The organism is Flavobacterium sp. YO12 (assembly GCF_004119495.1).
GTDB lineage: Bacteria > Bacteroidota > Bacteroidia > Flavobacteriales > Flavobacteriaceae > Flavobacterium.
This window is the reverse complement of record NZ_NRQU01000096.1, coordinates 1-12,066: the sequence shown is the minus strand read 5'-3', so window position 1 is coordinate 12,066 and position 12,066 is coordinate 1. Positions and strand designations below refer to the sequence as shown.

The window sequence follows — 12,066 nt, the reverse complement described above, 5'->3', positions numbered from 1 at the left end:
AATACTTTTACACATAATATTCCAGTATCAAAAATTGACCTTAATAAACTGAAGGTAAAAAAGACGATAAAGGTCTTAAAATAATGATTGTATCAGACGGAGCACCAGCAATGCATCTTTATACATTTACAAGTTTGAAAAAGAATATGGTGTTTTTATCGATACAAAAGAAAATGGAGAAACTGTCATAAATTTATTGAAAGAAATTGCTCTGCTTTTTTCTCAAAACAATCAACTTATGGTTTCTAAAACAATAACGAATTAAAAAAAATGAATACATTAATAGCAATTACAGGATTGGGTATTTTTTGCCTATTGTTTGAAATTCTAAATTTTAGAAAAGGCATCGTTCCGTTTACCATTGTAGGTTTATTGAGCGTTTTGGCACTTAACTTTTACGAATTTGGATCAACAGCAAGTTATTACAATAATATGATTGCAGTAGATAAATTCTCAACTGCCTTTTCATCATTATTTATTATTCTGACTATTTTCCTTGTAGCATTAAGTCATAATTTTTACGAAAATCATCAATCGAAAATTTCTGATTTCATTGCTATAAAAATCTTTTTATTAGCTGGAGCCGTTGCTATGGTTTCTTTTGGAAACTTAGCTATGTTTTTCCTTGGAATCGAAATTTTATCTATCGCATTATACGTTCTTGCAGCAAGCGATCGTTTGAATATTAAAAGTAATGAAGCAGGTATGAAATATTTCCTAATGGGATCTTTTGCATCTGGAATTATTTTATTTGGAATTTGTTTGATTTACGGAGCAATGGGAACATTTGATGTTACAGAAATTCACGAAAGTTCTTTATCTGCAGAACTTCCAATCTGGTTTCCAATAGGAATGGTTTTAATGACTATCGGAATGTTTTTTAAAATTGCTGCTGTTCCATTTCATTTCTGGGCACCAGACGTTTACGAAGGTTCTCCAGCTTTAACAACGGCTTTAATGAGTACTTTGGCAAAAGTTGTAGCGATTGCAACTCTTTACAAATTAGTTGCTGGACTTAATTTAATTCCATCTTTAGAGAATCAAGAACTTTTAGGAACATTTGAAAACATCATTGTAATTATTTCAATTGCGTCAATGACCGTTGGAAACATAATGGCATTACGTCAAGTTAATGTAAAACGTATGCTGGCATTTTCAGGAATTTCACACGCAGGTTTCATGTTAATGACATTCTTATCTATTGCAACATCAGCTGGTACTTTATTGTATTATACATCAGCTTATGCTTTAGCGGGAATCGCTGCTTTTAGTGTTATTTTATACGTTTGTAAAAATCAGGATAACGAGGATATTACGAACTTCCACGGACTTGGAAAAACAAATCCATTATTGGCTGCAATCTTAACTGGTTCGCTGTTATCTATGGCTGGTATTCCAATTTTCTCAGGATTCTTCGCGAAATTATTCTTATTCAATCAAACGATTCAAGCGGGATATATTGCTTTAGTTATTGTTGCAGTAATTAATTCAATTATAAGTGTTGGATATTATTTCAAACTTATTTTGGCAATGTATTCTAAAGAACCAAATGAAAAACGTACAGGAAAACCATTTCTTATTTATGCAGTTGCAGTTGTGTCAATTGTTTTAAATATTGTTTTAGGATTATTCCCATCATTAGTTTTAGACTTATTGAATTAAAATTTACTTCAAAATAAACACAAGTCCATCAAGATTTTTTTTTGATGGACTTTTTTTTTACCTGCTTTTTATAGAAGAGAAAATCATGTTAAAAATTTAGCTCAAGCCGCCACACCTCGAAAAAACTCCATATATTTGGGTTCAATTAAATGTATTAAAACTATGGCCTTCAATTCAAAAAATCCATTTTTAAGCAACAAGCGTTTTTCATCAAATGCAGTTTCAAGAGCTGAAGAAGTACACGAAGCAAAAATTATTGATTACAATCAGGAAATGACTTTGTCTGGTACTATTAATAAAACAGCAATTTTATTTTTAATATTATGCGCATCATCTATGATTACATGGTGGATGGCATTTAACGGAATGAATCCAATGCTACCTGCAATTGGCGGCGCAATTGTTGGATTAATTTTAGTTATTATTTCTGCTTTTAAACCGCAAGCTTCTCCATACTTAGCTCCTGGATATGCTCTTTTTGAAGGTTTATTTATTGGAGGAATATCTGCAATTTTTGAATTAAGATATCCAGGAATCGTTGTTAATGCAGTTGGTGCAACTCTTGTAACCTTTCTAGTTTGTTTAGGATTGTATAAATTTAGAATTGTTAAAGTTACAGAACAATTCAAATCAGTTGTTGTTGCATCTACATTAGCAATCGCAACTTACTATTTAATTTCGTGGGTAGTTTCAATGTTTACAAGCTGGACTCCTGTACATCATGGAAATTCTATGATGAGTATTGGAATTAGTGTTTTTGTAATTGTTATTGCTGCTTTAAACTTATTTTTAGATTTTGATCAAATCGAAAAAGGGGTACAGCAAAGAATGCCAAAATATATGGAATGGTTTGGCGCAATGGGACTAATGATTACTTTAGTTTGGTTGTATGTTGAATTTTTAAGATTACTATTGAAACTATCTAGTAAAGACTAAATACTAGTTTTACCATATTCTAAAAGTCCTTTTGATAATACAAAAGGCTTTTTTTTTTGTACCTATACATTTCAAAAAGCATAATAATAGAATTATACATTTACAACTTCATTTTATACAATACTCTATTTTAATTTCAAGAGCAAAACAAATATCCCAAGTAGTTTTTTCCGCATTCATCAATCCATTAGATTATTATTTTCCTTCATAAAAGTAATCTTTTTCTCTCTTTAACAAATTTGTCAAAAAAATTTAAAAATTAAAAAAAAAGACGCCTCATAAAAATTTCAAGAAGCACTTGTGTTAAAAAAAAAGTAATAAAAATAAGACTTAACGAAGATTTCAGATATTATGTAATAAATTACAATCAATGCAATTTATTACATAATAAAAAACCAAACTACAAAATTTTTAGATTATATATTTTTTTTACTACCAAAAAAATAAGAATATCAAAATTTTATATATTTTTGTGCAATCGATTACAATTTATTACTGTTTGAGATAATTAAAACCACTTAATAACTATTATTAATTTTTTAACCCAAACTATTATGAAAAAAAACCTACTTTTCTTAACCGTTTTCCTTGTTACCGTCCAAATATGGGCACAACAAGTTCAAATCACAGAAGCTTCTGGCTGGCTTGAAACCGCTTTTGTAAAATGGCAGCCTGTTAGCGGCGCTCAAACCTACAATGTTTACTATACAGGAAACGGTCTAACTGACCAAAAAATTGATGATCAATTGATTCGCAGTTACGGAACATATTTTCGTGCAGACATTCCTGGTTTGAAAGCAGGAAGCTATACTGTAAAAGTTAAACCTGTAATTTCTGGTACCGAAGGTTCAGGCTCAACAACAAGCACTCTAACTGTATTACCACAAGATCGAAACGGATTTGCATTTGAAAGCGGCAGAGTTCCTGGAGGATATAAAGCTGATGGAACTCCAAAAGATAATGCTGTAATTCTATACATTACACAAAACACAAAAAACACGATTTCGATGAATATTACAGGCGCCAGCGCAAATCCGTGCGTTGGTTTACAAAATATTCTATATGCCATCAAAAAAGGAAAAGACACTCGCCCATTTATCATTAGATTAATTGGTAATATAACGGATATGACTGTTATGGAAGGCGGAGATGTTGTTATTGAAAATGCCAACAATGCTTCAAGCTACATCACTTTTGAAGGAATAGGAACAGATGCTGTAGCAAATGGATGGGGAGTTCGTCTAAAATCAGCTTCAAATGTTGAAGTTAACAATATTGGCTTCATGAATTGCAACAGTACTGCTGGCGATAATGTTGGAATGCAACAGGATAATGATCATATTTGGGTTCACAACTGCGATTTATTCTACGGAAATGCAGGAAGCGATGCCGATCAAATAAAAGGTGACGGAGCATTAGACAATAAATCTTCAACATATATTACTTTATCCTACAATCACTTTTGGGACAATGGAAAAGCAAGTTTATTAGGTTTAAGCGAAGGAACCACAACTGGCTTATACATCACATATCACCACAACTGGTTTGACCATTCTGATTCCCGCCATCCGCGAGTTCGTTACTACTCAGCTCACATTTACAATAATTATTATGATGGCGTTTCAAAATACGGCGCAGGATCAACTTTGGGTTCGTCATTATTTGTTGAAGGAAATTATTACCGTAACAGCAAACACCCAATGATGACTTCGCTGCAAGGTTCTGATATTTGGGATGAAGCCAATCAAGTGAATAATGCTGGAACAATGGGAACATTTTCTGGAGAAGCAGGAGGTTCAATCAAAGCTTTTAACAATACTTTTGATGCTTCAAACGGAACAAATAATATGCGATTTGTAGCTTACAATGATCCGAATCCTTTATACAATATTTCAGGAAAAATAAGCTCTGCTACAGATTTTGATGCTTATCTGGCAACTACAAGAGGCGAAACAGTAAGCAGCAGTGTAAAATCAAAATCTGGAGCAAATACATACAATAACTTTGATACTGACGCTGCTTTATATGTAAAAAATCTTGTAACAGATCAACCCGCAGTGGCAAAAACAAAAGTAACGCAATATGCAGGACGTGTTTCTGGCGGAGATTTAAAATGGGTGTTTGATAATAGTGTAGATGATACTTCATCACTTGTTATTACAGCGCTAAAAACAACATTAACAAATTATACCGGCGCTTTAGTTGCAGTACAAGGCGAAGGAAATCCTCCTGCAAGTGCACAAACGCTAACCTCAACAACAAACAATAATCAAACAGTAACAAGCGGCACAGCCATTGGCAGTATCGTTTTTACATGGGGCGGCGACGCTACAGATGCAGCAGTTACAGGATTGCCTGCTTCTGGAATTAGTTTTGTAAAAAATGCAACGGCAAAAACAATAACAATTTCAGGGACACCAACTGCAACAGTAACTTATTCAATTGCTACTTCAGGAACTGGAACGCCAGCAACGGGTTCAGGAACAATTACAGTTAATCCTGCTGGAACACAAACATTGACATCAACTAATAATAACAGTCAGACTGTTAACAGCGGAACAGCCATAAATTTAATTGTATTTACTTGGGGCGGAACTGCAACTGATGCAACTGTGACAGGATTACCTGCTTCTGGAATTACTTTTGTAAAAAATACAACTGCTAAAACTATAACAATATCAGGGACACCTACTGCGACTCTATCCTATTCCATAACAACTGTTGGAACAGGAAATACTGTTACTAATTCAGGAACTATAACTGTAACGACAAGTACTCCAAGTGGAGATGAGATTCACAATTTTACTGCTTCAGGTAAAACAAGCAGTTTTTACACTATAACTGGAAATCTTTCGACGACAAAAGGCACTGTAACTTACAATAACTTGACATTAACGCAGTGTTTAAAAATAGAATCTTCAACTAATATCTCTTTTACAACGTCTCAAGCCAGTACTTTAACGCTTGTACTAATTGAACCATCAGCTGTTATAAAAGTTGATAATGTAGATAGAACTGCTTCAAACGGAATTGTTACGGTTTCTCTGGCTGCCGGCAGCCATACAATTACGAAAAAAGATACGGCAAATCTTTTTTATATGAGTACTGCATACAGCGGCTCAACGGCAAGAATTGCACAGACTGAATCTATAAGTGAAACAGTTGCAGAGACTGAAAGCACGCAAGCCATTTTGTACCCAAATCCAACAACTGGCACTTTGTATTTATCAGATCCAAATTTGACTGTTGAAAAAATTCTTATATATAACATAACAGGGTTTCTTGTAAAAACAGTACAAAAAGGAAGCGAAAGCATCGATTTAAACGCTTTGACTACTGGAACTTATTTAGCTAAAATATACACAGCTGATGGTTCGTATAATCAGACTATTATTAAAAAATAATTTATAAAAGTAAAGGCTTCCAAAAATTTGGAAGCCTTTTTTATTTTCATTCAAACTATAATTTATCTTTTTCTATTTCTAAATTCTTCTTGTTCACTTACTTTATTAAATTCTCTAAAAAAGCTTTTAATAGTTTCTAAATTAAACATAACAAACAAAAACATTCCTATAAAAATTGTAATCCAACAGTATAAAATTTTTACTGGTGAAATATCATTAGCTACAACGTAAAATACAATTGTAGGCAAAATAGAAACCATTATTGTAAGCCCGAAAGACAACATAAGCGGACTTATAAAATAGCTGTTTACAACGCCAAAGCCAAGCTTTCTAATTATAAAAGCGGCAAATGTTAGAGTTACTAAACCAAACATTATACTTCCAAAACCATAAATAAGCACAGTGTCATTCAGACTGTTAATTTCGTTCTCGTAACCAAAAAAAGTATTAAAGTTGAACTCCATCATATTTCTTATCTTCTGGTGTAACATCAAATAAAGTCTGTGTTTTGTAACCAATTATATTAGCCAAAATAAAATTAGGAAACTCCTGAATCCCTACATTATACAGATTTACACTATCATTAAAAAACTCTCGTCGGTCAGCGATTTTATCCTCCATTTGAGAAACTCTTTTTTGTAATTCTAAAAAGTTACTGTTGGATAACAGCGTTGGATAATTCTCAGAAACTGAAAAAATGCTTTTTAATGATTTCGAAAACTCGTTGGCATTATCAATCTTTTCTTCGACCGTTTTCGCGTTTAAAAAATCTGTTCTTAATTTAGTCAAATTAGTAAGCATTGCGGTTTCGTGTTCTGTAAATTTAGACACAATTTTCACCAATTCCGGCACTTCTTCTGCGCGCTGCATCAGGATAACATCAATATTTCTAAATGCTTTTTCATTATTATTTTTCAGCATAACCAGCTTATTATAAATTCTAATAAAAAAATTAAAAAACACAATAATTAGAATTATTCCGATAATTAAGGCAATGTTTTGAACAGTCATATTTTCTTTAATTTAAAATAATATAGATGAGTATAAGTGAGATAAAAAACAGAACGGTTAAAAAAGAATCCAGCAGCGGTTTGTATTTATTTCTAAATGAAATACTCCTTGGAACTGCAATACCAAAAATAGTATCTGCACTATCTTTTTTTATTAATACATTGCCATTATCTGAGGCCGCATAACCTATAAGCAGCATATAATCATCACTTTTCAGGTAGGTTTCAGTATATCTTGTTTTTCCTCCAGACTGATTGTCAATTCTATCAAAATAATATTCTAATCCTTCGCCATCTACCGTAACAGAACCCGTTTCGTCTTTAATTTTAAATTTCCCCGTTTTTACTTCACTGAAAATAGTTGAATATGTTGTTCTGCCGTCATCATCTCTCGGACTTTCTTTTTCTATTTTATACGAATAACCAATGCATGGTTTTTTGAAGTAAGGAGAAATTATAGGTTCGATTTCCTCCAAATCTCCTTCAATTTCTACTAAACCCATAGCAATTGCATCTATTTTTGATGTTGGCAAAATAGACTGCATTTTATAAAATTTGCTTTTACTGCTTGGAAAAAATATCGAACTAACCAACACAAAACCAGGAATAATTAAAAACAGAAGCTTTAAATTCTCAGTTACTGCCAGCCCATAAAAAGCTCCAACAATGCAAACTAAAACAAAGAATCCGAGAAGTTTATCCCTTAATTTCGTTTTTGGAATATTGTGAAGCCTATTAAATTTTTCTCTGTCTATTTTTTCTTGTTTACTGCTTTTAATTCCTGAATAAATCATTCCGATGATTCCGAATAGAAAAACAGAGACAAACAAAAATAATATAACCGCAAATGGATATCCTGGATCAATTAAAAAACTCACGCCAACTGTAAGCGGACATAAAACAAAAAACAACCAGTTAGGAAATTTCAAGTTATAAAGTCCCGAAAAAATTACGGTTTGAAATAAAGCGACACCCATACTAAAGAGCATTAAAAAAACAACCACTCCAGCATCGGCTTTGTTTTGAGTAAGAAATGCAAAAAATTCGTTCATATTTACAATGCTATAATTTGGATATTCTTTTACAGAATTCCTTAAAATACAATTTCAACTTCTTTAGAAAGCAGTTTTCTTAAGCGATTCCTTTCTAAATCTGAAATTGGATTATGACTTAAATCAAGACCAATCAATTTGTGCAATTTATTGATATCGTTTGGAATTTCACTAATTTCATTATGACTTAAAACTAAGAATTTCAAATTCTTAAACTGTAAAATCTCCTCTGGAAATTTACTTAGTTTATTTTTTGATAAATCGAGTTCAATAACTAACTGCGGCTTTAACTTTGCTTTTTCCAAATCATAAAAAGTCGATCTTTCCCTTTTCTCCTCTTCTTTATTTCTCACCAAAAAACCAAAACCAATTACACTTAATACAGAAACAAAAAAGATACACAAGAAAGCGACCCAAATGGGATCTTCATTTTTTTCGGTTGTAAAAAGTCTCAAATAAATATAATATGCCATTCCGAAGAACAACACCAGAAACAAACCGATAAAGATTAAATACAGAAGATATTTAAAAAACGAAAGAATAATGTGTTTAAGTTTTGTAGTGTCTTTTGCAAACAATGAATAACTTATCAAAGCAAAAAGAAAAAGCCAAAAAATAAACAATCCGATTTTTGCTGCGTCATTATCACTTTCGATAATTTTAAACGAGATAAAAGTGGGAAACATTAAACCAAACCAAACAATAAATCCAGCAATTCCAACAGAAAAACAGCCTAATTTATATTCACTCTTTGACGATCTAAGCCACAAATAAGCTATTAAAAAAGACAAAAGAGCAACTCCTATAAAAGCATATCCAAAAGGCGTAAGTCCTGCTAAAAAAAATAAAGGCATTTTATTGAATTATATATTACTCATTGATATCAAATACAAATCTAAATAAATTACTACAAATTCAATACAAAAAAACCGCTTCTTCCAAATATTGAAAAAAGCGGTTTATTAATAAATCTTCTATTTTTACAAATCAAATTTAATTCCTTGTGCCAATGGCAGACTAGTCGTATAATTTATTGTATTGGTTTGACGACGCATATAAATTTTCCAAGCATCAGAGCCAGATTCGCGTCCGCCGCCAGTTTCCTTTTCACCACCAAAAGCACCGCCAATTTCAGCACCCGAAGTTCCAATATTTACGTTTGCAATTCCACAGTCAGAACCTACAACCGATAAAAATCTTTCGGCTTCACGTAAATTATTAGTCATAATTGCCGATGACAATCCTTGTGCAACACCATTTTGAATTTCGATTGCAGCATCAACATCTCCAGAATATTTAATCAAATATAAAACCGGAGCAAAAGTTTCATGCTGTACAATTTCAAATGAATTTTTAGCTTCGGCAATTGCGGGCTTAACATAACAGCCGCTTTCGTAACCTTCGCCTGAAAGTACTCCGCCTTCAACAAGAATTTTTCCACCTTCAGCAACTACTTTATTTAAAGCAAGTGCATACATCTCGACAGCATGCAAATCGATAAGCGGTCCAACATGATTATTTTCGTCAAGCGGATTTCCAATTCGCAACTGTTTGTAAGCCGTTACCAATGCATCTTTTACTTTATCATAAATACTTTCGTGAATAATCAATCTTCGAGTTGATGTACAACGTTGTCCAGCAGTTCCAACAGCGCCAAAAACAGCACCAATAACCGTCATTTTAATATCGGCATCTGGAGTTACGATAATAGCGTTATTTCCTCCTAGTTCTAACAATGATTTTCCTAAACGACCTGCAACAGTCTGCGCTACAATTTTTCCCATTCTTGTAGAGCCAGTCGCAGATACTAACGGAATACGAGTATCTTTTGTCATCAACTCTCCTATTTTATAATCGCCATTCATCAAACAAGAAATTCCTTCTGGAAGATTATTCTCTTTAATAACCTGAGCGATTATGTTCTGGCACGCAATACCGCAAAGTGGTGTTTTCTCTGAAGGTTTCCAAACGCAGACATCACCAGAAATCCAAGCCAAAGCCGTATTCCAAGACCAAACTGCAACCGGAAAATTAAATGCCGAAATAATCCCCACAACTCCCAATGAGTGGTATTGTTCGTACATACGATGTCCTGGTCTTTCAGAATGCATCGTTAATCCGTGTAACTGACGTGATAATCCAACAGCGAAATCACAGATATCGATCATTTCCTGAACTTCTCCATAACCTTCCTGCAAAGATTTCCCCATTTCGTATGAAACCAATTTACCAAGAGCCTCTTTATTTTCACGCAATTTTTGCCCAAACTGACGTACAATTTCTCCACGCTGCGGCGCAGGAATTAAACGAAATGTTTTGAAAGCTTCAATTGCAGATTGCATTACTTTTTCATAATCTTCAAGTGTAGAAGTCTTTACAGACGCAATTAATTTTCCGTCAACAGGAGAAAAACTATCTAAAATCTCACCCGATGAAAAATTTTCTATTCCTGTAGAAGTTCCTTCATTTACTTGTTTTATTCCTAGCTTTTCAAGTGCTTCATTTATGCCAAATTGTGATGCTATTGTTGTCATTGTAACTTTTTTAGTTAAAATTGTTATATTAATACGTAAAGATATTATTTTAAAATTACTTTCTAATAAATCAGAATAGTTAAAATCAGAGTAAATTTAAGGCTATTTAATAGTAATAACAGAATCAAAGCCTGCTTTATTCAGTAAATTTGATGAAATTTGCTTTTCTAAAATAAAAAACATGAATCTTTTTAAACGTCTTGTACTCTGCCTTATATTAGTTACACTAAATGCCTTTTCTCAAAAAGATCAAAAAACTTCGTTTCAAGTCGTTCCATTGGGTGTAAAAGGCGGAATTGACGAAAAAAATCTTTCTGCTTATTTACTTGCTCCTCTACATACAAACGACTTTATCTGTCTAGATGCAGGAACCATAAATGCTGGAATTGAAGTTGCCATAAAAAATAAAGTTTTTAAAGTTTCAACCAGTGAAGTTTTGCGAAAATATATAAAAGGCTATTTTATTTCACATGCTCATTTAGATCACGTTTCTGGCTTAATCATAAATTCTCCTGCAGATTCTTCTAAGACAGTTTATGCAACTGAAAAATGCATGAAAATGATGGAAAATCATTATTTTAATGATCAAACTTGGGCAAATTTTGGAGATAAAGGCCCTGGAACTCCTTTGAAAAAATATCATTTTGAGACTTTAAAAACCAACCTTGAAACGCCGATTACGAACACTCAAATGACGGTAAAAGCTTTTCCGTTAAGTCACGTCAATCCGTTTGAGAGCACTGCATTTTTAATAAAAAATGGAGATTCATATGTTTTATATTTAGGTGATACGGGACCTGACGCAGTTGAAAAAAGTGATAATCTTAAAAATTTATGGACAGCAGTTGCTCCTCTTATTAAAAACAAACAATTGAAAGGAATTTTTATTGAAGTTTCCTTTCCCAATGAACAGCCTGATCAATTTTTGTTTGGACATTTAACGCCCAATTATCTAATGAAAGAACTTCATGTTTTAGAAAAATTATCAGGAAAAGGAAGTCTAAAAGATTTCAACATTATCATAACACATTTGAAACCGCCTGCTAAGAATATTGTGAAATTAAAAGAGCAAATTAAAAATCAAAATGATTTAGGGGTAAAGATTATTTATCCTGAACAAGGGGTAAAATTTAATCTTTAAGCAATATATATTTGTAGGTTAATTTTTATATTTTTACCAAATAATCAAAATTTAGTAATGAAAATTGTTTGGTCAAAAAAAGCAAATTACACCTTTTATCATATCCAATATTATTTAGAACAATATTGGACCATACTAATAACACAAAAATTCATCAAAGACACATTACATATTATTACTTTACTTGAAAAAAATCCTCAATTAGGTAAATACAATGCAGAACTAGAATGCCGGGAATTAGTTATTTCAAAACAGGTTAAATTATATTATGAAATAAAAGAAAATGACATAATATTAATCACTTTCTCAAATAATCGTCAAAAGCCT

At 32.4% G+C, this 12,066-nt stretch carries 10 protein-coding genes; 5 read left to right on the top strand and 5 right to left on the bottom strand.

Annotated features, from left to right (window positions below; genetic code table 11):
* The first annotated feature begins 270 nt into the window (after window positions 1-270).
* The 3 genes from BOW55_RS19675 to BOW55_RS19665 all read left to right on the top strand — a co-directional run bounded on the left by BOW55_RS19675 (window position 271) and on the right by BOW55_RS19665 (window position 6,002).
* Window positions 271-1,662 (top strand): NADH-quinone oxidoreductase subunit N, encoded by a 1,392-nt coding sequence (locus BOW55_RS19675; RefSeq protein WP_129026045.1) that lies wholly within the window; start codon window positions 271-273, stop codon window positions 1,660-1,662.
* Between the two features lie 162 nt (window positions 1,663-1,824).
* Window positions 1,825-2,598, top strand: coding sequence for a Bax inhibitor-1/YccA family protein (locus BOW55_RS19670; protein ID WP_129026043.1), 774 nt, complete (start codon window positions 1,825-1,827; stop codon window positions 2,596-2,598).
* Window positions 2,599-3,152: 554 nt separating this feature from the next.
* The gene (locus BOW55_RS19665) at window positions 3,153-6,002 is read left to right on the top strand and encodes a T9SS type A sorting domain-containing protein (protein WP_129026041.1); all 2,850 of its coding nucleotides are present in this window, start codon (window positions 3,153-3,155) and stop codon (window positions 6,000-6,002) included.
* Window positions 6,003-6,064: 62 nt separating this feature from the next.
* Here the strand turns inward: BOW55_RS19665 and BOW55_RS19660 are convergent, their stop codons facing one another.
* The 5 genes from BOW55_RS19660 to BOW55_RS19640 form a co-directional block, all read right to left on the bottom strand.
* On the bottom strand, window positions 6,065-6,469 hold the full coding sequence (locus BOW55_RS19660; RefSeq protein ID WP_129026039.1) for a hypothetical protein: 405 nt from the start codon (window positions 6,467-6,469) through the stop codon (window positions 6,065-6,067).
* Entirely contained in the window at window positions 6,450-7,013 is a 564-nt protein-coding gene (locus BOW55_RS19655) for a LemA family protein (protein ID WP_129026037.1), read from the bottom strand. Before BOW55_RS19655 ends, BOW55_RS19660 begins: the two co-directional genes overlap by 20 nt.
* Window positions 7,014-7,020: 7 nt before the next feature.
* On the bottom strand, window positions 7,021-8,064 hold the full coding sequence (locus BOW55_RS19650; RefSeq protein WP_129026035.1) for a hypothetical protein: 1,044 nt from the start codon (window positions 8,062-8,064) through the stop codon (window positions 7,021-7,023).
* Window positions 8,065-8,105: 41 nt separating this feature from the next.
* Window positions 8,106-8,918: a leucine-rich repeat domain-containing protein gene (locus tag BOW55_RS19645; protein ID WP_129026033.1), complete on the bottom strand. Its 813-nt coding sequence runs from the start codon at window positions 8,916-8,918 to the stop codon at window positions 8,106-8,108.
* A 126-nt stretch (window positions 8,919-9,044) separates the two neighbouring features.
* Window positions 9,045-10,598 carry an aldehyde dehydrogenase family protein gene (locus tag BOW55_RS19640; RefSeq protein ID WP_129026031.1) on the bottom strand — a complete coding sequence of 518 codons (1,554 nt, stop codon included), beginning with the start codon at window positions 10,596-10,598 and terminating at the stop codon, window positions 9,045-9,047.
* A 181-nt stretch (window positions 10,599-10,779) separates the two neighbouring features.
* Here BOW55_RS19640 and BOW55_RS19635 point away from each other — a divergent pair, with 181 nt between their 5' ends.
* Complete coding sequence (locus BOW55_RS19635; protein ID WP_129026029.1) at window positions 10,780-11,739, top strand: MBL fold metallo-hydrolase; 960 nt, start codon at window positions 10,780-10,782, stop codon at window positions 11,737-11,739.
* Between the two features lie 57 nt (window positions 11,740-11,796).
* On the top strand, window positions 11,797-12,066 hold a 270-nt coding region (locus BOW55_RS21090; RefSeq protein ID WP_206733630.1), incomplete at its 3' end, for a type II toxin-antitoxin system RelE/ParE family toxin.

Coding starts and splice junctions, on each gene's coding strand:
- BOW55_RS19675 (WP_129026045.1), top strand. CDS start 271: ATGAATACATTAATAGCAATTACAGGATTGGGTATTTTTTGCCTATTG.
- BOW55_RS19670 (WP_129026043.1), top strand. CDS start 1,825: ATGGCCTTCAATTCAAAAAATCCATTTTTAAGCAACAAGCGTTTTTCA.
- BOW55_RS19665 (WP_129026041.1), top strand. CDS start 3,153: ATGAAAAAAAACCTACTTTTCTTAACCGTTTTCCTTGTTACCGTCCAA.
- BOW55_RS19660 (WP_129026039.1), bottom strand. CDS start 6,469: ATGATGGAGTTCAACTTTAATACTTTTTTTGGTTACGAGAACGAAATT.
- BOW55_RS19655 (WP_129026037.1), bottom strand. CDS start 7,013: ATGACTGTTCAAAACATTGCCTTAATTATCGGAATAATTCTAATTATT.
- BOW55_RS19650 (WP_129026035.1), bottom strand. CDS start 8,064: ATGAACGAATTTTTTGCATTTCTTACTCAAAACAAAGCCGATGCTGGA.
- BOW55_RS19645 (WP_129026033.1), bottom strand. CDS start 8,918: ATGCCTTTATTTTTTTTAGCAGGACTTACGCCTTTTGGATATGCTTTT.
- BOW55_RS19640 (WP_129026031.1), bottom strand. CDS start 10,598: ATGACAACAATAGCATCACAATTTGGCATAAATGAAGCACTTGAAAAG.
- BOW55_RS19635 (WP_129026029.1), top strand. CDS start 10,780: ATGAATCTTTTTAAACGTCTTGTACTCTGCCTTATATTAGTTACACTA.